Source organism: Pseudarthrobacter sp. Hb11, from assembly GCF_059383655.1.
This window is the reverse complement of record NZ_JBWZCM010000012.1, coordinates 18,534-38,948: the sequence shown is the minus strand read 5'-3', so window position 1 is coordinate 38,948 and position 20,415 is coordinate 18,534. Positions and strand designations below refer to the sequence as shown.

The following is a 20,415-nucleotide window of genomic DNA, read 5'->3' as shown; positions in this document are numbered from 1 at the left end:
GGGCAGCAGTACGACGACGGCCGGCACCTTTCGTGCGAAAGGTACCGGCCGTCGTCGTACTTGGGGTTGGTGCGGAGGCTACGCCTTGTGCGCCGGAGCCGTCATGGTGGTGACGTCCAGGGCCTTGTCGAGGTCGGCCTCGGAGACCTTGCCTTCGCCGTCACCGACGAAGCCGAGCTTCTCGGTGGCCTGGCGGACGGTGAGGCCCTCGGCGACAGCCGTCTTGGCGATCTTGGCTGCGTTCTCGTACCCGATGTACTTGTTCAGCGGGGTGACGATGGACGGGGAAGCCTCGGCGAGGAAGCGGGCACGCTCCACGTTGGCCGTGATGCCGTCGATCATCTTGTCCGCCATCACGCGGCTGGTGTTGGCCAGCAGGCGGATGGACTCGAGCAGGTTGGAGGCCATCACCGGGATGCCCACGTTCAGCTCGAAGGCGCCGTTGGTTCCGGACCATGCGATGGCGGTGTCGTTGCCGATGACCTGGGCGGCCACCATGATGGACGCTTCGCAGATCACCGGGTTGACCTTGCCGGGCATGATCGAGGAGCCGGGCTGCAGGTCCGGGATCGCGATTTCGCCGAGGCCCGTGTTGGGGCCTGAGCCCATCCAGCGGAGGTCGTTGTTGATCTTCATGAACGAGATGGCAATGTTGCGCAGCTGGCTGGACGCCTCGATGAGCCCGTCGCGGTTGGCCTGGGCCTCGAAGTGGTCGCGGGCCTCGGTGAGGGGAAGCCCGGTGTCGGTGGACAGCAGTTCGATAACGCGCTCCGGGAAACCGGCCGGAGTGTTGATGCCGGTGCCCACAGCAGTGCCGCCGAGGGGTACCTCGGCGACGCGGGGGAGGGAGGCGTTGATGCGCTCGATGCCGTAGCGGACCTGCGCTGCGTAGCCGCCAAACTCCTGGCCGAGCGTTACCGGGGTGGCGTCCATGAGGTGCGTGCGGCCGGACTTGACCACGTCCTTGAACTCCACTGCCTTGCGCTCCAGGGACTCGGCGAGGTAGCCGAGTGCCGGGATGAGGTCGTTAATCAGGGCCGACGTGGCGGCAACATGCACCGACGTGGGGAACACGTCGTTCGAGGACTGCGAGGCGTTGACGTGGTCGTTCGGGTGGACCACCTTGTCGCTGCCGGCGGCCTTCAGGGCGCGCGAGGCAAGCTCGGCGATGACCTCGTTGGTGTTCATGTTCGAGGACGTGCCGGAGCCGGTCTGGAAGACGTCGATGGGGAAGTCGCCGTCGTACTTGCCGGCGGCCACCTCATCCGCTGCGTCTGCAATGGCCTTGGCAAGCTCGCCGTCGAGCACACCCAGTTCAGCGTTGGCCTGGGCGGCTGCTTTCTTGACCCGGGCCAGCGCCTCAATGTGCGCACGTTCCAGGGTCTTGCCGGAAATGGGGAAGTTCTCGACTGCCCGCTGCGTCTGCGCGCGGTACAGTGCGTTCACGGGGACGCGGACTTCGCCCATCGTGTCATGTTCAATACGGAACTCTTCAGTGGAAGTCATGGGGCTAGCTTAGGGCGATCCGGCACCCCATCGAAAACCGTGAAGAGCATGCTACGGGCGGGTTTTCACACCCGCCTTAGAGCTCACCGATCCCGGAAACAACGTTGGCGCGGCCCTCGGCCAGGCTGTACGAGAGGCCGATGACGGCGGTGCGTCCGCTTTCGACTGCGTCGGAAATCACACGCGAACTGTCCACCAGCCGCTGGGCGGTCTGCTTGACGTGCTCCACCACCATGTCGTTCACCTCGTGCTTGTCCTGGCGCATGGAGGTCAGCACCGACGGCGTGATGCGCTCCACCAGGTCGCGGATGAAGCCCGCCGGCATATCGCCGGTGTCCACGGCGGCCTTGGTGGCGCTGACGGCGCCGCAGCTGTCGTGCCCCAGGATGGCAATCAGCGGTACCCCGAGCACACCGACGCTGTACTCCAGCGAGCCGAGGACGGCGTCGTCGATGACCTGTCCTGCGGTGCGCACCACAAAAACGTCGCCCAGTCCGACGTCGAAGATGATTTCGGCGGCGAGCCGTGAGTCGGAGCAACCGAAAATCACGGCGAACGGGTGCTGGTTCTCCACCAGTGAGGACCTGCGGGACGAGTCCTGGTTCGGGTGGGAAGACTGGCCGGCGACGAAGCGTTCATTTCCTTCACGCATCCGGCGCCAGGCAAGGGCAGGGGTCAGGTAGGTAGTCACCCTGCTTACCTTAGGGGGCAGTAGTGGCCGCAGGTGAAACTGTGACGGCAGGATTGCTGTCCAGGGATTTCACGACGGCGTCCGCCAAAGTGGCGAACTCGTCCAGTTGGGCGGCACCCGCCAGGATGACGGTGGTCCCGCGGTACTCAAGCTCCATCGACTTCCCGCCCTTGCCGGTATCGCGCAGCTGCCATTCCTTGCCGCCTGCGTTCCGCGAGCCGGTGACCGGCGCGTTCTGTACTTGCTGGAGGAGCCAAGTGGGGTTGGCGCTGCGGGTCTGGACCAGACCGATGAAGGACTCCTTGGGCGTGATGTAGCCCACCTCCCACGCCGGCACGCCGCTGCCCGTTCCGGCTTCCCACCGCGCGTAGTTCGCCCTGAAGGAGTTGCCGGTGTCCGGCGCTACGGGTGTGAATCCTGCCACGTCGGTCGCATTCCGGGCCGCGGCGCTCACATCGATGTTCGGGCGATAGCCGTCGGTCTTGGGAGAGGGGTTCATCAGGACGATGGGCAGGAAGGCAGCGATGCTCACCGCCAAAGCAATGATCATGCCGATCACCGACGCGTTGGCCCGCTTGGCTGCTGCCGCGGGAATGACAGGCTTAACCGGGCCCTGCCCGCCTGCCCCGCTGGATCCGCTATTGCTTCCGGATCCTGCTGGTTCGGGGGAAGGACTGGTCTTTTCCTGCATCTCATTCACCCCTCTATAGTCGCCCATTCCGGTGTGCAACTCACACTTGGTGCGCCCGCAGCGGGCCCGCCGGCCACCCCAGCCTCCGCGTACATTGCGCGGCCGCGTCATCCCGCCGCCGGAACCCGGTGCCGCGACTATGATCGATATCAGAGGAATCACCGCCCGGCTGTTCCGGCTGGGCGGGTTCAATGATCGCCACTCGAAGAAGAGGTTAACGTGTCACCAGCGTCCATGACCCAGAAGTACTCCACGATCTCCCCGTCACTGGCGGTGGGCAACGATGAGCCGGACCGCAACCTTGCCCTCGAGCTCGTCCGCGTTACCGAAGCGGCAGCCATCGCCGGCGGACACTGGGTAGGTTTCGGCGACAAGAACACCGCCGACGGCGCCGCCGTCGACGCCATGCGCTCCTTCCTTCAGACCGTCCACTTCAACGGCGTAGTGGTCATCGGCGAAGGCGAAAAAGACGAAGCCCCCATGCTGTTCAACGGCGAACGCGTCGGCGACGGCACCGGCCCGGAGTGCGATGTGGCAGTTGACCCCATCGATGGAACCCGGCTCACCGCATTGGGCATCAACAACGCCCTGGCCGTCCTGGCTGTGGCCGAGCGTGGCTCCATGTTCGACCCCTCCGCCGTGTTCTACATGGAAAAGCTCGTCACCGGACCGGAAGCTGCGGACATGGTGGACCTCCGCCTCCCCGTGAAGCAGAACCTGCACCTGATCGCCAAGGCCAAGGGCGTCAAGGTCAACCAGCTCAACGTCATGATCCTGGACCGTGACCGCCACCGCCCGCTGGTGGAGGAGATCCGCGAAGCAGGCGCCCGCACCAAGTTCATCATGGACGGCGACGTTGCCGGCGCCATCGCGGCTGCCCGTTCCGGTACCGGCGTGGACGCACTGATGGGCATCGGCGGTACCCCCGAAGGCATCGTTGCTGCCTGCGCCATCAAGTCCCTGGGCGGCGTTATCCAGGGCCGGCTGTGGCCCACCAGCGACGAGGAGAAGCAGAAGGCCCTCGACGCCGGACACGACCTGGACCGGGTCCTGTCCACGAATGACCTCGTCTCCAGCGACAACTGCTACTTTGCCGCCACCGGCATCACGGACGGCGACCTGCTCAAGGGCGTCCGGTACTCCAAGGACAAGGTCCTCACCCAGTCCATCGTGATGCGCTCCAAGTCCGGAACCATCCGTTTTGTGGACGGCGAGCACCAGGCCAGCAAGTGGGAAGGGTACGCCCGCAAGAGCTGACCCCGGCGGGAGGCTGCACAGATCCCCGGAGCGCCGCAGGGTGCTCCGGGGATCTGCCGTTTGAGCCTTGGTATAGGGTTGAAGCCATGATTCCAGCTGTTGTGCCCTGTACTGACCGCGCCCTTTGGGACGAATACGTTGACCGGTTCAAGGGACATCCGCAGCAGCTTTGGGGCTGGGGCGAGACCAAAGCCATGCATGGCTGGTCAGTGGACCGGGTGCTGCTTAACGACGGCGACAACACGGTAGGCTGCGCGCAGCTGCTGGTCCGCCGTCTTCCGTTCCCCTTCCGTGCCCTGGTCTACATTCCCCGGGGACCGATGTGTTCGGTAGAAAACGCCCCTGCCGTCCTTGGCAGCCTGGCAGACCATGCCGCCGTCCGCCACCGCGGTGTGGCCCTGAGCATCGAACCGGACTGGGACCAGGACTCGGACTTCGCGGGCGCCGTAGCGTCGGCTGGTTTCCGGGCAACCACCAATACTGTCCTCATTCCGCGCACGCTCATCCTGGACCTCACCCGGACTGACGACGAGCTGATGGCTGAGATGTCCAAGTCCACCCGGGCAAACATCCGCAAGGCGATGCGCAGCGACGTGGAGTTCCGCAAGGTCAAGAACGACGCCGAGCTGGAGCAGGTGCTCGCGATCTATCACGAGACCGCTGAGCGCGCCGGTTTCGGCATCCATGAGGACCGGTACTACCGGGACATCTTCAGGAACATGGGGGACGGGTCACCGATCATCGCAGCCTTCGACGGAGAGCAGATGCTGGCCTTCGTGTGGCTGGCCAGGAGCGGTTCCACCGCCTTCGAGCTGTATGGCGGCGTCTCCTCCGAAGGGCAAAAACAGCGCGTCAATTACGGCGTGAAGTGGGCAGCCCTGCAAGCCATGCGCGAAGACGGGTGCGTGCGTTACGACTTCAACGGCCTCCTCAACGACGGTATCTCCGACTTCAAGAAGCAGTTCGCGAAGCACGAAAACATGCTCCTGGGCACCTGGGAAAAACCGCTCTCGCCGTTCTACCCCGCTTACTCGCAGGCCATGCCGCTGGCCCGCCGCGGACTTCAAACGGCGCGGCGCCTGCTGAAGAGCGCGGCCGGCCAGGTCCGATCGGTGCTTAGGCGCGGCTAGAGTCCGGTGGTCACGGCGAACGCCAGCGCAGGTTCGGTGCTGCCGGCCACGGGATGAACGTTGACGGGAGCCTCGGCGGCAGCCAGGAAGGCGCTGCCGCCCCGGGAGAGCTGCAGGTCGCCCTTGGGTGAGTCCAGGTAGACATCCCCGGCAACCACAATCACCACCGCCGCACCCGACTGTGCCAGCGGTACGGGCCTGGCGTCGGATGAGAGTTCGATGCGCTGCAGCTGGAACTCGGCGAAAGGCGGGCGGAAGAGTTCCTGGTCCATCACCGTCCGCTCAGCTTCAAGCATGGGCACCGCGACCGGCTGGAAGTCGATGGTCCGCAGCAGTTCGGGGACGTCAACGAACTTCGGGGTGAGTCCGCCGCGCAGGACGTTGTCCGAGGACGCCATGACTTCAACGCCCAGGCCATGCAGGTAAGCGTGGACGTTCCCGGCGGGCAGGTAGACGGCCTCGCCCGGCTCGAGCGAGATGCGGTTCAGCAGCAGCGAGATCAGGACTCCGGGATCGCCGGGATACTTCTCATGGAGGTTGATCGCTGTTGACAGTTCGGCGTCAAAGGGAGCCAGGGGAGCTCCGGCAAGCAATGCTGCCACCACCAGGGACGTGTCCTCAGCTACGGCCTTGCCGCCGGTGATCAGGCGCTCGAAGGCTTTCCGCAGGCCGGCACTTTCGTTGCTGTCCTCAAGATCCGCCAGCAGGGCGCTGACCAGTGCGGGCGCCGCGCCCTCGTTGGCACGGAAGGCTGCTTCAACGTGCTGGAGGATTTCCCGGGTCTGCGCCGCCGGCCGGAAACCGCACAGCGCCTCAAACGGCGTCAGGGCAAGGATCATCTCGGGTTTGTGGTTGTCGTCCCGGTAATTCCTGTTGGGGGCATCCGCGGCCAGGCCCTCGGCATTCTCCCGCGCAAAACCCGTCTTTGCCTGTTCCAGGCTCGGGTGGACCTGCAGGGACAGCGGCTGGGCAGCGGCCAGGATCTTGGCGAGGAAGGGCAGCCGGGGACCGAAACGCGCCACGGAGTCCGGGCCGAGGAAATGCTCCGGGTCGCCGGCGATCAAGGCGTCCAAGGCGGCAGTAGACCCGTCCTCGGGCAGGCGGGCGACGGACGGTGAGTCAGGGTGCGCACCGATCCACAACTCTGCTTCCGGACCGCCCGACTCCGGACGTCCCAGCAAGGCGGCGATCGCCGTCGTGGATCCCCAGGCATAGTCCCGGAGGACATTGTCAATCTCGTACAAGGCGGTGTCCGTTCCGTAGTTAGGTGTGTGGTGGCGGCGTTGGCTACAACGGGGCGCACTGGCCGTTGGTTGCCACGAGTTCCCGGATTGCCTGCTCGTTGCCCTGGCTCTTGAGCTCGTTAAGCATCGCTTCGGTGATCGGCTCACCGTCAGGGGTGGTGGTCACAGGCGTGAAGTCCGACGCCGGCGCGGGGGGAGACTGCTGCGCCGGCGTCCCGCCCGCCGGCAGCGGTGCTGCGGGATAGCGGACCGGTGCAGCCTGCAGATGCCTTCCGCCCGCGCTCGGCACCACCATTGCGTCATCCGGCAACCCCGCGGACTCGGCTTCCGACGCCGAGGCCAACAGCTGGTCCACCCGGGTGTGAATGACGTCGAAGTTGGGCACCGTGGAGAAGGAGGCGTCAAAGTCCGGCGGGCCGATGGTGAGGCGCTTGATGTCCTGGCCCTTAGCCTTCATGGCCAGGTCCACGAAGCTTCCCAGCTGGGAGGAAGAGATATTGGAGTCCACCACCTTGGTACCGGCGTTGGCGATCTCCTCGAACTTGGCCAGCAGCGTGCCGGGGTCCAGCTGCTTGAGCATTGCCTGCTGCACGCACTGCTGGCGCTGGATGCGGGCGTAGTCGTCCACGAATTCGCGCGACCGCCCGTACCAGAGGGCAGTGTAGCCATCCAGTGTCTGGTCGCCCGCGGGGATCCAGCCCAGGGGCATGCCGTGGATGCCGTTGGCCTCATCGATGGTTTCGCCGCTGATGGGCACCCAGCCCCCGGCCTTGATCCGGATGCCGCCCATCGCGTCAATGAGCTTGGAGAAGCCCTCCATGTCCACCAGCACATACGCCTGGACTGTGATTCCCAGCGTCCCGGAGACGGCCTCAAGCGTGGCCTGGGCGCCGGGATCTGGAACGCCGGGATAGAGGTCAGCGTGCTCGTTGGTCACTTCGGTGTTGATGGCGTTGATCAGGCACGTGTCACCGCAGTCGTAGCCGTCAGGGTAGATGGCCCGCATGGGGGAGTCCTCGCTGAACTGGGCGTTCTGAAGGTTCCGGGGGACGGAGATGATGGCGGTTTGGCCGGTCTCGGCATCGACGCTCAGGACCGAGAGGCTGTCTGTGCGCCTGCCGGTACGGTCGTCACCGGCGTCTCCGCCCATCATCAGGAAGTTGTAGCGGCCCTCTACGGGGTCGATCGCGGGCCCTGCGGAGAAGATGCTGCCGATGGCGTTGCGTCCCACGTTGAGCAGGTAGGCCGCGTAACCGAGCGTTCCGCTGCCCAGGACCATCGCCAATACCAGCGAAATCACGACGACGGGACGTGCGGGCGGGGCCAGCAGGACCGGGCGGATGAGCCGCAGGGTATTGATAAAAAGAATTGCCCAGCCGGCAGCGAGTGCCACCAGCAGAATGACGATGACGAGCGAGGCAAAGGAGTTGGTGATGATATTGATGAGGAGCGGCCGGTTGAGCAGCAGCAGGAGTACGGCAAGCAGCAGGGCCGCCCAAACGCAGAGTGTCACCCTGAGGGCCGCGCGCCCGAGTTTGCGGTTGCCAGCCACAAGTTGCGCGCTGCCCGGCACCAGGAGAGTCAGGAGCACAAGCACGAAGCCGCGTTTGGTCCGGACCGGAGAGGAAGCGCTGACCGGGTAGCGGACCGGGTCGGTGAGCGCTGCCTCCGAAGCGGACTGCGGGAGCTTGCTGCTGGCCATGGCCGCCTTCCTAACGGCTGCCCCGGAGCGGGCCGTTGCCTTCGGCGAAGACCTCACTGACCTTTTGCCGCAGGTTTGCCCCCTTGCGGGAGGCTACGGCATTCAGGTCCGCGGCGAACTCAAGAAGGTCGGCGCGCAGCGATGCTGCAAGCTCATCCGTGCCTGCTGCAAGCATCCGTACCGCCAGGAGTCCGGCGTTGCGCGCTCCCGCGATCGAAACGGTGGCCACGGGGACACCGGCAGGCATCTGCACGATGGAGAGCAGGGAGTCCATGCCGTCCAGGGTCTTCAGCGGGACCGGAACCCCAATCACGGGAAGCGGAGTGACGCTGGCGAGCATCCCCGGCAGGTGTGCGGCACCGCCGGCACCGGCGATGATTACCCTCAGCCCGCGCTCGTGGGCTGTTTGGCCATAGCGGATCATTTCGGTGGGCATCCGGTGGGCGGATACAACGTCGGCTTCGAAGGGGATGCCAAACTCTGCAAGGGCGTCAGCCGCGGCTTCCATGACCGGCCAGTCTGAATCCGAACCCATCACCAGGCCTACCAGCGGGTTGCCGGCGGAACCGGCGGCAAGGGTGGCTTCGGCGCTCATGCTTTCTCCTCAAAAATTGCCTGCGGTTCTTCGGTGGGTACCCGCCCGTCCCGGATGATGCCCGCCACGGTTCCTGCACGGCGTCGGACGTCGTCAACCTCTGCGGTGGATGACCCCACCAGGTTTACATGGCCAATCTTCCGGCCCGGCCGTACCGACTTGCCGTAGCAGTGCACTTTGGCAGCCGGCTCGCTGGCCAGCGCCAGGGGGAAGGCGGAAAACAGGTCCTGGTTGTCGCCGCCCAGGAAGTTCTTCATCACCACTACCGGAGCGAGGACATCAGTGGCGCCGAGCGGGAGGTTCAGGACCGCCCGAAGGTGCTGTTCAAACTGGCTGGTGACGGACCCGTCCTGCGTCCAGTGGCCGGTGTTGTGGGGACGCATGGCCAGTTCGTTGATGAGGAACCCTGCGCCGGTACCCGGGGTTTCGAAGAGCTCCACGGCGAGGACCCCTGTCACTCCCAGTTCATGGGCTATGCGCAAAGCGGCGTCCTCGGCTGCGGCCGCAACTTCCACCGGGATGTCCAGGGCGGGGGCAATGACTTCATCACACACCCCGTCCACCTGGATGGTGTGTACCACGGGCCAGGCCCGGGCTTCGCCGTCCGGCGTCCTGGCGACCAGGGCGGAAAGTTCGCGGGTGAATTCGACTTTTGCCTCTGCCAGGAGGGGGCTCATGGCCTCAAACCATCCGAAGGTTTCGGCGGCCTCCTCCGCAGAGGAGATGATCCGCACGCCCTTGCCGTCGTAGCCGCCGCGGGGCGTTTTCAAAACCACAGGCCATCCGGTGTCCTCGCCGAAGCTGATGAGTGCGGCCACATCCGCCACCGACGCCCACACTGGGTTGGGAAGCTCCAGCCGGTCGATTGCGGCGCGCATCACCAGCTTGTCCTGCGCATTCACGAGGGCGTCGGGGCCGGGCTGGACGTTAACGCCGGCTTCCTGCAGCGCCCGTAGATGTGCCGTGGGGACATGCTCGTGGTCAAAGGTCATAACGTCCAGGCCCTTGGAGAACTCCAAAAGAGTCTGCAGGTCCTTGTAGTCGCCCACCGGAGAGGAGGCCACTGCCGGGACGGCGGAAACGTCCTCGCCCTCGGCCAGGACACGGAGTTCAAAGCCGAGTGCAGTCGCGGCTGGGGCCATCATTCGCGCGAGTTGGCCGCCGCCAACCACACCTATTACTGGAAAAGTCACATGGGCCAGCCTACCGAAGACCGCCCGGTATCCCGCTTTTGGGACGCGGTGGGGGAGGAGTTTTCCCACTGCCGGCCCCCTCCTGCCGAGCCTTGGGGGGCTGCCCCTCAGCTTCGGGGGCTAAAATAGGCCTCTGGCCGAGTGGCCCATAGTTCCAACGGCCATGGAGGGTCATGTTTAACACACTTGCAGATCGCGTCCGGGGGCTCGCCTCGCTTTTCTGGCGTGAGGTAGCCAAGTTTGGGGCCGTAGGCGGTGTGGCATTCGTCATCGACAACGGCCTTACGTATTACCTTATGCACGGTCCAATGACGGACAGCGAGGCCAAGGCCCGCTTTGTCGGCGCTTCGGTGGCCACCATCTTTTCCTGGATTGCCAACCGGCTCTGGACCTTCCGGCACCGCCGCCAGGACAACGTACTCCGCGAATTCCTGATGTTCATCCTTATCAACGGAATCGGCATCGGCATCTCCACCGGCTTCACTGCCCTCGCAAAGTACGGGCTTGGCATCACCGACAAGAACATGCTCTTCTTCGCGGGTGTGGCAGGCATTTTGGTGGCCACGGTGGTCAGGTTCTTCGCCTATCGGTTCCTGGTGTTCAACAAGGAACTGGACCAGGACCCCGAGTTCTCGCACGACCACGAGCTCATTGAACTCCACCACCATGCCAAGGACGCCGGTGTCGGCACGGGTCTGGCAGAGCATGAGCCCTTCACAGAAGACCCCGCGCAGCCCACAAAGTAAGGGCAAAGCGGCTAGGGCAGCCCCTCAGCTGCCGTGGATCCGTTCCGCCGCGAGCAGCTTCTCCGTGGGCTCAACATCGGGGTGCGTTATCACCACTGAGCCCCCGAGCCGCCATGCGCCCAGCGCATTGGCCAACGCCGCCTCCAGTCCGTCCCTTCCCGGTATATGTAGCCGAACGGCCTCTTCGTGGGGTACTGCGAAGCCGTCAAGCAGGTCCTGGTGGGAGTGCCGGCGGCCGTCGTGCGCAACGATTGCGCAGGACGAGGGGTCGGCCTCGGTGTGCTGCATAAATACGTCTCCGTGGGAGCGCACTTCCGCCGCGTAATCCAGGCAACCGGCCGGCAGTTCGCCGGCCCAGCGCATGGCGAGGGCCGGCAGCGCAACGGCCACGACGGCGTCGTACTTACCTGCAGCCGGCTCCGGCCGGGCCGTGGCCAGGAAGTCCGCTTCACCGCCGTTCAGGACTGTCTCAAGGCCAAGCTGCCAGGCGGCCAGCGCCCAGACCAGTCCTTTCCAGTGCGCGGGCAGGTCCAGCGCCAGCCGCATGCCGGGTTCGGCATCCAGGTCGTCCTGGAGGAGGTTACTGGTTTTAGCCACCCAGTTGTCCAGCACCTTTCCGGACAGCTCCACGCGCTCCGAATCCTGTCCGTACCAGGTGAGGCGGGGGGCTGTGGAGTTGCCTGAACGAAGGCTGGTCATCAAATCGATTGCCGGGGTAGTCATGGCTCAATCCTGCCATTGCCGACGGGCGCGGTCACTGGGCCGGGCAGTGGTTTGAAGAGGACCATCGGTGTGACCTTCGTCGCAGAAAAAGAGGTGCAACCTTCCGCACTGCGCCCTTCGGGCCGCTAAAGTCCTGTGTTTTGGAAGCTGACACCCTGCATAAACAGTCCGTCGATGGGTAGCGGGGCAAAAGTCCGGGCGTGGCGTGCACCATTTTGAGGGCCCTTGGTGATTATTATCCGGGCAGCGGCTTGACTCACCCTAGTTACACGCGTGTAATTAGGTAACTAAAGGCACCTGCGTAAATACCGGCACACAACCGAGTGTCCACGTATCCAGGCAGAAGCTGCAACATCAGGAGGGGCGCCGTGGGGCAAGCAGAGCGTATCCAGGAAGATGCCGTCGTGGCCGGCCAGGCAACGGCAAGATACCGTGCACGGGGGGTACCCAGCGATTGGTACGTCGACCCGGCTGATCCTGACGCTGCGGAGCGGTACAACACCAACAAGGACTTCCTGCAGGACCAGGCAACAGCTTTCCTTGCTGCGCACGAAGCACTGCTGGACGGCGGGCAGGACCCCGAGGACGAGCTCGATCCGCCCATGGAGCTGGCGGCCGGAACAGCACAGCCTGTTTGGATCGGACTGCCCTTCCAGCAGGACTTTGATGATGAAGGCGAGCTCGGCTGGCAGACGGATGCGCTGTGCGCCCAGACCGATCCCGAGGCGTTCTTTCCCGAAAAGGGCGGCTCCACCCGTGACGCCAAGAAGGTCTGCGGTGCCTGCAACGTGCGGTCCCAGTGCCTTGAATACGCCCTGGCAAATGACGAGCGGTTCGGCATCTGGGGAGGCCTTTCCGAGCGTGAGCGCCGGCGGCTAAGGAAGCGAGCAATCTAATTCATCAGGATTTTCACGTCACTGCCGTTGTGGTTGCACACAACGGCAGTGCCTATCTCCCCAAAACCCTGGCAGCTTTGGCGGACCAGACCCGGCCGGCGGATTTCGTCATCGGCGTTGACACCGGGTCCGGCGATAATTCCAGGGTCCTCCTTGAGCAGTCCCTGGGTGGGGCGCAGGTAGTAAGCCACCGCGGAAAGAGCGGCATGGGCGCTGCGGTCAGCGCCGGTCTTGCCGAACTCGCCCCGTTGCGGAGAGACCACGGCAACGGCAGTTCAGGGTGGATCTGGCTGCTTCACGATGACGCCGCGCCGGCTCCGGAGGCCTTGGCGGAACTTCTCCTCGCGGTCGAACGCGCGCCCTCCGTAACAGTTGCCGGCTGCAAGCAGCTGGACTGGCACGCCGAACGCAAGCTGGTGGACGTTGGCCTTTCCACCAGCCGCTGGGCTGAGCGGTTGACGCTCATCGACGCCGACGAACTTGATCAGGGGCAATACGACGGCCGCAGTGACACTTTTGCCGTGAATTCCGCCGGCATGCTGGTCCGCCGGGACGTCTGGGAACACCTTGGCGGCTTCGATCCCGCCCTCCCCGGCAGCGGGGATGACGTGGACTTCTGCTGGCGCAACCGCCTGGCGGGACACCGTGTGGTGGTTGTTCCGGCAGCGAGGATGTTCCACGTAGCCCACCGGCCCCATGCACTGGGCAACGCCGCCGCGGCCCGAAAAGCCCAAGTCCACTTGAGGCTGAAGCACGCACCACCGTGGATGGTTCCCGTCCATGGCGCGGCAGCCCTTCTCGGCAGCATTTTCAAACTGGTGTTGAGTATCGCTGTGAAGGATCCCGGGCACGGCATCACACAGCTGGCAGCAACGTTTGCAGCGCTGGGACGCCCCCGGGCCGTTATGAGGGCAAGGGCGAACGCCAGGAAGACACGCCGGATCCGCCGGTCCGTCATCCGGAAACTTCAGACTCCCCGGCGTGAGGTATGGAGCCACCGACGCTCCCTCATGGAGGCCCTGGGTTCAGACGGCAACGCAGGGGACCACCTCGAACAGGACCCGTTGGCCAACCAGCCCACCGGCGACGCAGCCGATGACTTCGCGGCGCTTGCCACCAGCAAGCGTGGCTGGGTGGGCAACGGTGCCCTGGCCGCAGTCATCATTGCGTCTGTTACCTCCCTGCTGGGCTTGACCGGACTTTTTGGTGCCCCCGCAGTGTCCGGCGGCGCGCTCATCCCGGTCGCAACCGGCTTGGGCGACATCTGGCACCATGCGTCCAGCTGGTGGATCTCGCTGGGTGCCGGTCTTCCCGGCCGCGGGGATCCCTTCGGATATGTCCTCTGGATCCTGGGTGTGCTGGGCGGCGGTGACGCCAATGCCGCCATGGCCTGGCTGCTGCTGCTCGGCACGCCACTGTCCGGCCTTACCGCCTGGTTCGCCGCGGGCGGCCTCACCGTACGCCGCCGCCTCCGCCTGGCAGCAGCACTTTCCTGGGCCGCTGCCCCAGCCCTGCAGGTGGCCCTCAACCAAGGCCGGGCCGGATCCCTTATTGCGCACATCATGATTCCGCTGCTGGCCCTGGCCCTGTTGCGGGCAACCGGCTCCGCAGTGGGACAAGGACGCTTCCAGCTGCCGGCCCCCGGCGACCGCCGTTTCGCCGACAGGGCACCGGCCAAACCCGGGATCAACGGAATGCCCTCCTGGACTGCTGCGGCGGCGGCCGGCCTGGCGCTGGCTGTTGTGACCGCGTCCGCGCCGTCCCTGCTGATAACTGCCACGGTGGTGATAGTTCTCGGCGGGCTCCTGCTCGGGAGCCGCGGGCGGACGGTGTGGTGGGCACTGCTGCCCACCGCGGCCCTGTTTATCCCGTTCGGCCTCTCAGCCCTGGACAGGCCCCGGGCCCTGCTGGCTGATCCCGGCGTGCCGCTGGGCTTCGACGCCGCTCCTCTGTGGCAGCAACTGCTCGGGCAGCCGCTGGAATTCGGAGCCAACAGCGGGCTGGCGGGATTGCCGTACTTCGCCGACAGTCCTGTGCCTTGGGCCCTGTTGTTGGCCCTCCTCATTGCCGTCCCCGTTCTGCTCCTGGCCGTGGCCGCCGTTAGCCTGCCCGGCAACCGGGCCGGGCTTGCCAGGTCCCTGTGGGTCGTTGCCACTATTGCGCTGGCCGGAGGCTGGCTTGCAGGGCACATCGCCACCGGCATGAATGCCCACACCATGGTTACGCCCTTCTCCGGACCTGCGGTTTCTGCAGCAGCGTTCGCCCTGCTGGGTGCCGGAGTACTGGGAGCAGAACGGCTGCTGGACATGGCGGACCGGGCGGTGGCGGGCACTGACAAACACAAGAGGGCACTGCAGTCAGCGGTCGCGTGCGGCATGGTGCTCCTGCTGGTGGGACCGCTGGCAGGAATGGCTGCCTGGTCGGCCCAGAACATCCTCCGTCCATCAGTTGTTACCGCCCAAAAGCCCACCGCTCTGGGTACGCCCAGGCTCGTCGGGGCAGCCGGCGCGCGCACCCTCCCGGCCACGGCCATCGATCGCGGGACCGGGCCCGAACAGACGCGTACACTCCTGATCAGCACCGGCGAGAACGGCACGTATGAGGCTTCCCTCATGAGGGGCGCGGGCACAACACTGGACAGCCTTTCCGCCATCGCCTCGGTGCGGAATATCCTGGGCTCGCCGGGGTCAGAAACGGTGCGTGATGACGATGACGTCACCGGGGCGGTCCGCCGCGTGGTGGCGACCCTGGTGGCCGGCCAGGGCGTAGACCCACGGGCCGACCTTGAACAGCTTGGGGCCGGCTTTGTGGTTCTCCGGGCAGCAGATACCGCAGCCCAGCTGACTGCCAGCAGGATGGACGCGGTACCCGGACTTACTGCGGTGGGGCAGACCGACGTCGGCTGGCTGTGGCGCATCACCCCACTGAACCAGCCAGTCCTTCAGGCCGCAGACGTTGCCCACCGGGTGCGGGTAGTTGACGCAGACGGCTCCGCGATTGCGCTGGTCCCGTCAGGGTATGACGACGTCGACGCTGCCGTTCCCGAGGGGCCGGAGGGCCGCCTGGTGGTGCTCGCGGAACGGGCAGATCCCGGCTGGAGTGCATGGCTGGACGGCCGCCGGCTGACGTCGACGACTTCCGGATGGTCCCAGGCTTTCACCCTCCCGGCCTCGGCGGGCCACCTGACGGTACGGTACGAGAATCCGTGGGCCCTGTGGTCCGGCATCGCCCAGTTCACCGTCTTTGGGCTCACGGTAATGCTCGCCACCCCGATGCCTGCCCGGCGCCAGAGGACAGGTATTTCACGGGACGAAGGCTCGCTGCGTAAGGAACACCAGAATGCGTAACACTTCCACGTCCGCGGAAGCATCAGAGGCAGGCGGTTCCACCGATGTCGAACCCCCGGAAAGCCCCGCGCCTGCCAAGCGCTTAGCTGCCAAAGGGCGGAAGGCGCTGCTCTCCGGCCTGGCGTCTGCCGCCGTCGTCATCGCCGGTGCGGGCGCCGTGGTGGCAGCCGGGTCAGCCCTCCCGCAGCCCGTATCCAGCCGTGCTGTACCCGCAGGGGAGTCGGCAGTTCCTGCCGGATCCAGCGTTGGGGTCTGCCCTGGGCCCGCCCGGCTGCTGGAAGGCACTGAAGCGGGCACTGACCCGCAATTCAGCCCGGAGTCGGAAACTGCCGCAAGCTCGGTAACCGGGGCAGTACTCAGCGCAGGAGGCGTGCTGCCGGCCAGCCGGCTGTCCGACCTCAGCGGAACGACCACGGTCGAGATTGCGAAGGAGCAGGCACGGTCCGGTGCCGCCGGAGGTCCCCAGGAGCTTCTCGCGGGAGTGGTTGCGGGCCGTTCCGTGGATCAGGTCAGCGTCCTCAGCGCCGATGCCCTGGCAAACCAGAAGGCCTCTGCGGCCGCCGCCATGAAGTTCACGGCAACAGACGGCGACCTGCAGGGGACTGCTGCAGCCAACTGCCTGCAGCCTGCCAACGATCAGTGGCTGGTGGGTGCCAGCACCACAGTGGGCCGTACGTCAGTGCTGGTGCTGACCAACGCATCCACCACGCCGGCCACCGTCAGCCTCGAGCTTTTCGGGTCCGCGGGGCAGATCCAGGCACCCGGCAGCCGGGGACTGCTGGTGGCGCCCGGCTCGTCGCGGCCGGTGGTGCTCGCCGGCCTGGCTCCAGGGAAGGGGCAGCTCAGCGTGCACGTGCGCAGCGCCGGAGGCCCTGTCGCAGCCGTCATCCAACAAAGTGTTCTGCGCGGGCTCACCCCGGGCGGCGTGGACTTTATCGCGCCCGGAGCGGCGCCGGCCGTCCGGCAGGTGATGACCGGCGTTGATATCCAGGACCCCGGCCAGGTAGCTGCGGTCACCGGAAGGTCCGGTTACGAGGACGCCGGCCCCGCTCTGCAACTCACCGTCCCCGGCCCTTCAGACGCAGTGGTGGAGGTCAAGCTCTACGGGCGTGACGGCCAGAAGGCACTGCCCAACGGGGGAGTCATCACCGCCAAAGCGGGGACCGCCACGGAAATCCCGCTCGCCGGCGTCCCGGCAGGTCATTACACGGTGGTTGCATCATCGGATGTCACCTTCGTCGCCGCCACCCGGGTTACCCGGGGCCTCCAGGACAACAGGGCGGCCGACGTCGCCTGGGCGGCGTCGGGAGCGAGGCTTGGCAGCCAGCACGTGGTGCCCGTTCCACAGGGGGGCCAGCGGCACTTCGTTTTCGGTGCCCTCGACAGCCGGGCCACCATCACCTATTCCGCCATCACTGCCGACGGTAAGGTCCGGGCGGCCTCCACCGCCGACATCGCCGGCGGAACCACAGCGTCCATCGCCATTCCTGAAAAGGCCGAGGATTCCGACGTCGTGGGCTACGTGGTGTCAGCCTCAGGCGATGCCGCCTACGGAGCCCTGCTGCTGCAGCAGGACGGGAGGGACGACGTCTCGTCACTGGCCTTCCTGTCCGCAGCGGCAGGACAGGAGACAGTGCCCGTTACCTTGAGCTACTGAGCTAGGACGTCGGGTACTGGCCGCAGGCTGATGCAGCGGCCAGCAGCAGCTGATGAAGCGGGATCAGTACCGGCGGCGGTACACGGGATCCAGGGTCTCCGGTGCGACACCCAGCATTTCAGCCGTGTGCTCCACCACCACGTCATGGACCAGGTCGTGGAGTTCGTCCACGCTGCCGCACGCCTGTTCAACCACGCGCCGGTACACGGTAATCATCGGCCCGTCCTCGCCCGCCCCAGGGGTATAGGAACCCATGGGGGGAGTGGTGGCATTCGCCGTCAATTGCTCCAGGTCCGGCGGGATTTCATCGACGCCGAAACGGACGCCGTCGAGGGTCTTGCCCCAGATGTCGTGCAGCCGTTGCGCGGAGTCCAGCACCATGTCATCGAAGCGGTCAGAACGCGTGCGGTAACCGGGATGGGTGGGGAGCATCACCTCGCCGCGAAGGCCCCGGCCGTGGCGGTTGCGGCGGCGCATCATAAAGCTCTTGCCCGGCGATGCGGTGCCCGGGTCCCTGCGGGCGTCCGGGTCAGCCAACCGGACCGAAAAGCCTGATTCATGGTTCGATGACTGCATACATCGACTGTAAACCCGGGCGGGGATTTACGCGACACATGGGCTCCACCCGCCAGGGCGCGTCGACCCGGGGCGGCAATGCCGTGTTTTGCCGCCTGCACGGAGTAGTCTGTGATGTCGTGGGAGCTATCCGTCAGTGTTCAAGATCTGCGTGCCGCCAGTCAGCGGTAGCTACTCTGACGTACGTATATGCGGATTCCACAGCGGTCCTTGGTCCGTTGGCCACGTACGCGGAGCCCCATTGTTACGATCTCTGCGAGCAGCACGCTGATTCCCTCACCGTCCCCCGTGGCTGGGAAGTTCTCCGCCTGGCCATGCCCTCCACGCCGCAGCAGCCGGGCCCGGACGACCTCCTGGCACTGGCTAATGCAGTCCGCGATGCTGCTGCCTTGCCCGCCCAGGCGCCGCCGCCGTCCGGAAAACGCGGCCCCCATTCGGCGCTCGAAGCACCAGCCGGAGCCGAAGGGACCCGAAGGGGCCACCTCCGCGTCCTGCGGGAACCGTCCTGACGCGCATCTGGCGGTAGGCTGGAAGCTGCAATTCCGTCCGATACCGCGCCAGCGCGCCCGCCAGGGAGCATGAATAATGCCAAAGATCAGTCCTGAACTCCTGTCCGTCCTGCGTTGCCCCATGACAGGGTCGTCCCTGGTGCAGGAAGGCGAGGAACTTGTTGCAGCCGTCGCGGGCGAATCCGGAGCGAAGCCCCGCTATGCCATCGAGGACGGAATTCCCCTCCTCCTTCCGCCTGCCCTGCTGGCAGCAGCGGCTGCGGCCGGGTCCGACCAGCACGATTCGGACCGGCAAGGTTCAGCCGCCGTCTCACCCCAGGCTGTTTAGCCCTTCATCCGCCAGCACAGACCATAGGCGCCCACGCTGCAGTTCCCGGACCGGGCGCCGGAAGCAGTACCCGGCCCTACCGCCGGACAAAGTAAAGGATTCATCCATGGCTTTTGATTACAAGGTTGCCGACATTTCGCTGGCCGAGGCCGGCCGGCACCAGATCCGCCTGGCAGAGCACGAAATGCCCGGCCTGATGTCCCTCCGCGAGGAATTCGGACCCACCCAGCCGCTGAAGGGTGCGCGGATCGCGGGATCGCTGCACATGACCGTGCAGACCGCGGTGCTGATCGAAACCCTTACCGCCCTGGGCGCCGAGGTCCGCTGGGCTTCCTGCAACATCTTCTCCACCCAGGATGAAGCCGCCGCTGCCGTGGTGGTGGGGAAGGGCACCGTAGACGACCCGCAGGGTGTTCCGGTGTTCGCGTGGAAGGGCGAAACGCTCGAGGAATACTGGTGGACCGCCGAGCAGATCCTCACCTGGCCCGGCGCGGAGACCAACCCGGAGCTCGGCCCCAACATGATCCTTGACGACGGCGGCGACGCCACCATGCTGGTGCACAAGGGCGCCGAGTTCGAGGCAGTGGGCATCGTCCCGTCCGCCGACCCGACGGATTCCGAGGAGTACGGCATCTTCCTTGACGTCCTCCGCCGGTCCCTTGCAGCCGACCCGCACAAGTGGACCCGCACGGCCGCCACCATCAAGGGTGTCAGCGAAGAAACCACTACCGGTGTCCACCGCCTGTACCAGCTCGCTGAACAGGGCAAGTTGCTCTTCCCCGCGATCAATGTCAACGACTCCGTCACCAAGAGCAAGTTCGACAACAAGTACGGGATCCGGCACTCGCTTCCGGACGGCATCAACCGTGCCACGGACGTGCTGATGGGCGGCAAGGTAGCCATCGTCTGCGGCTATGGCGACGTCGGCAAGGGTGCCGCGGAGGCACTGCGCGGCCAGGGTTCACGCGTGATCGTCACCGAAATCGACCCCATCTGCGCCCTTCAGGCGGCCATGGACGGTTACCAGGTGGCCAAGCTGGAGTCCGTCCTGGCCCAGGGCGATATCTTCATCACCACCACTGGCAACAAGGACGTCATCATGGCTGAGCACATGGCGGGCATGAAGAACAAGGCCATTGTGGGCAACATTGGACACTTCGATAACGAGATCGACATGGCCGGACTCGCCAAAATCCCCGGCATCAAGAAGGTGGAAATCAAGCCGCAGGTCCACGAATGGGTTTTCGAAGCCGGCACCGGGGCTGAGCGTTCCATCATCGTCCTCTCCGAAGGCCGCCTGCTCAACCTCGGCAACGCCACGGGCCACCCGTCCTTCGTGATGAGCAACTCGTTCGCCAACCAGACCATCGCCCAGATCGAGCTGTGGACCAAGAAGGACCAGCCCGAGGGGGAGCGCGAGTACGAGAACCAGGTCTACGTCCTGCCTAAGGTCCTGGACGAAAAGGTGGCCCGCCTGCACCTGGATGCCCTGGGAGTGGAGCTGACCGAACTGAGCAAGGACCAGGCTGAGTACCTGGATCTGGACGTCGCAGGCCCGTACAAGCCCGAGCACTATCGTTACTAAGAAGTAAAGTGCCCGGGCGCCCAGAGTGCCCGGGCTGTT

The 20,415-nt window shown here is 65.6% G+C and carries 18 protein-coding genes; 9 read left to right on the top strand and 9 right to left on the bottom strand.

Going from position 1 to position 20,415, the window contains the following annotated elements:
• Positions 1–78: 78 nt before the first annotated feature.
• From AC50X7_RS15120 to AC50X7_RS15110, 3 genes are all read right to left on the bottom strand, one after another.
• Positions 79–1,506: a class II fumarate hydratase gene (locus tag AC50X7_RS15120; protein WP_494979772.1), complete on the bottom strand. Its 1,428-nt coding sequence runs from the start codon at positions 1,504–1,506 to the stop codon at positions 79–81.
• A gap of 76 nt (positions 1,507–1,582) precedes the next feature.
• On the bottom strand, positions 1,583–2,197 hold the full coding sequence (locus AC50X7_RS15115; protein WP_494979771.1) for a carbonic anhydrase: 615 nt from the start codon (positions 2,195–2,197) through the stop codon (positions 1,583–1,585).
• A gap of 10 nt (positions 2,198–2,207) precedes the next feature.
• Positions 2,208–2,888 carry a DUF4245 domain-containing protein gene (locus AC50X7_RS15110; protein WP_494979832.1) on the bottom strand — a complete coding sequence of 227 codons (681 nt, stop codon included), beginning with the start codon at positions 2,886–2,888 and terminating at the stop codon, positions 2,208–2,210.
• Positions 2,889–3,122: 234 nt separating this feature from the next.
• Here AC50X7_RS15110 and glpX point away from each other — a divergent pair, with 234 nt between their 5' ends.
• Both glpX and AC50X7_RS15100 read left to right on the top strand, forming a co-directional pair.
• Complete coding sequence (gene glpX / locus AC50X7_RS15105; RefSeq protein WP_307095921.1) at positions 3,123–4,145, top strand: class II fructose-bisphosphatase; 1,023 nt, start codon at positions 3,123–3,125, stop codon at positions 4,143–4,145.
• Positions 4,146–4,231: 86 nt separating this feature from the next.
• A complete protein-coding gene (locus AC50X7_RS15100; RefSeq protein WP_494979770.1) occupies positions 4,232–5,275 on the top strand; it encodes a lipid II:glycine glycyltransferase FemX in 1,044 nt (347 codons plus the stop codon).
• Here AC50X7_RS15100 and manA read toward each other — a convergent pair.
• The 4 genes from manA to AC50X7_RS15080 are packed head-to-tail and all read right to left on the bottom strand — an operon-like array spanning position 5,272 to position 10,009.
• A complete protein-coding gene (gene manA, locus AC50X7_RS15095; protein WP_494979769.1) occupies positions 5,272–6,519 on the bottom strand; it encodes a mannose-6-phosphate isomerase, class I in 1,248 nt (415 codons plus the stop codon). The two genes, AC50X7_RS15100 and manA, sit on opposite strands and share 4 nt — an antisense overlap.
• A 43-nt stretch (positions 6,520–6,562) precedes the next feature.
• Positions 6,563–8,221 carry an LCP family protein gene (locus AC50X7_RS15090; RefSeq protein ID WP_494979768.1) on the bottom strand — a complete coding sequence of 553 codons (1,659 nt, stop codon included), beginning with the start codon at positions 8,219–8,221 and terminating at the stop codon, positions 6,563–6,565.
• A gap of 10 nt (positions 8,222–8,231) precedes the next feature.
• Positions 8,232–8,816: a 5-(carboxyamino)imidazole ribonucleotide mutase gene (purE, locus tag AC50X7_RS15085; protein ID WP_494979767.1), complete on the bottom strand. Its 585-nt coding sequence runs from the start codon at positions 8,814–8,816 to the stop codon at positions 8,232–8,234.
• Entirely contained in the window at positions 8,813–10,009 is a 1,197-nt protein-coding gene (locus tag AC50X7_RS15080; RefSeq protein ID WP_494979766.1) for a 5-(carboxyamino)imidazole ribonucleotide synthase, read from the bottom strand. The genes purE and AC50X7_RS15080 overlap by 4 nt, the downstream gene beginning before the upstream one ends.
• A 173-nt stretch (positions 10,010–10,182) precedes the next feature.
• Between AC50X7_RS15080 and AC50X7_RS15075 the strand changes: the two genes are divergently transcribed.
• A complete protein-coding gene (locus tag AC50X7_RS15075; protein WP_494979765.1) occupies positions 10,183–10,755 on the top strand; it encodes a GtrA family protein in 573 nt (190 codons plus the stop codon).
• Between the two features lie 24 nt (positions 10,756–10,779).
• On the opposite strand, the gene AC50X7_RS15070 is transcribed toward AC50X7_RS15075, so the two are convergent.
• The gene (locus tag AC50X7_RS15070; protein WP_494979764.1) at positions 10,780–11,478 is read right to left on the bottom strand and encodes a TIGR03089 family protein; all 699 of its coding nucleotides are present in this window, start codon (positions 11,476–11,478) and stop codon (positions 10,780–10,782) included.
• Positions 11,479–11,846: 368 nt separating this feature from the next.
• Between AC50X7_RS15070 and AC50X7_RS15065 the strand changes: the two genes are divergently transcribed.
• The 3 genes from AC50X7_RS15065 to AC50X7_RS15055 are packed head-to-tail and all read left to right on the top strand — an operon-like array spanning position 11,847 to position 17,378.
• Positions 11,847–12,374, top strand: a complete 528-nt coding sequence (locus AC50X7_RS15065; protein WP_307095910.1) for a WhiB family transcriptional regulator — start codon at positions 11,847–11,849, stop codon at positions 12,372–12,374.
• A gap of 29 nt (positions 12,375–12,403) precedes the next feature.
• Positions 12,404–15,721, top strand: coding sequence for a glycosyltransferase family 2 protein (locus AC50X7_RS15060; RefSeq protein WP_494979763.1), 3,318 nt, complete (start codon positions 12,404–12,406; stop codon positions 15,719–15,721).
• Entirely contained in the window at positions 15,714–17,378 is a 1,665-nt protein-coding gene (locus tag AC50X7_RS15055; protein ID WP_494979762.1) for a DUF5719 family protein, read from the top strand. Before AC50X7_RS15060 ends, AC50X7_RS15055 begins: the two co-directional genes overlap by 8 nt.
• Positions 17,379–17,441: 63 nt before the next feature.
• Here the strand turns inward: AC50X7_RS15055 and AC50X7_RS15050 are convergent, their stop codons facing one another.
• A complete protein-coding gene (locus AC50X7_RS15050) occupies positions 17,442–17,954 on the bottom strand; it encodes a metallopeptidase family protein (protein WP_494979761.1) in 513 nt (170 codons plus the stop codon).
• 119 nt (positions 17,955–18,073) lie between these two features.
• Here AC50X7_RS15050 and AC50X7_RS15045 point away from each other — a divergent pair, with 119 nt between their 5' ends.
• From AC50X7_RS15045 to ahcY, 3 genes are all read left to right on the top strand, one after another.
• Positions 18,074–18,463 (top strand): DUF3499 domain-containing protein, encoded by a 390-nt coding sequence (locus AC50X7_RS15045; protein WP_494979760.1) that lies wholly within the window; start codon positions 18,074–18,076, stop codon positions 18,461–18,463.
• Between the two features lie 76 nt (positions 18,464–18,539).
• Positions 18,540–18,791, top strand: a complete 252-nt coding sequence (locus tag AC50X7_RS15040; protein WP_494979759.1) for a hypothetical protein — start codon at positions 18,540–18,542, stop codon at positions 18,789–18,791.
• Between the two features lie 106 nt (positions 18,792–18,897).
• Positions 18,898–20,376 (top strand): adenosylhomocysteinase, encoded by a 1,479-nt coding sequence (gene ahcY / locus AC50X7_RS15035; protein WP_494979758.1) that lies wholly within the window; start codon positions 18,898–18,900, stop codon positions 20,374–20,376.
• Positions 20,377–20,415 lie beyond the last annotated feature (39 nt).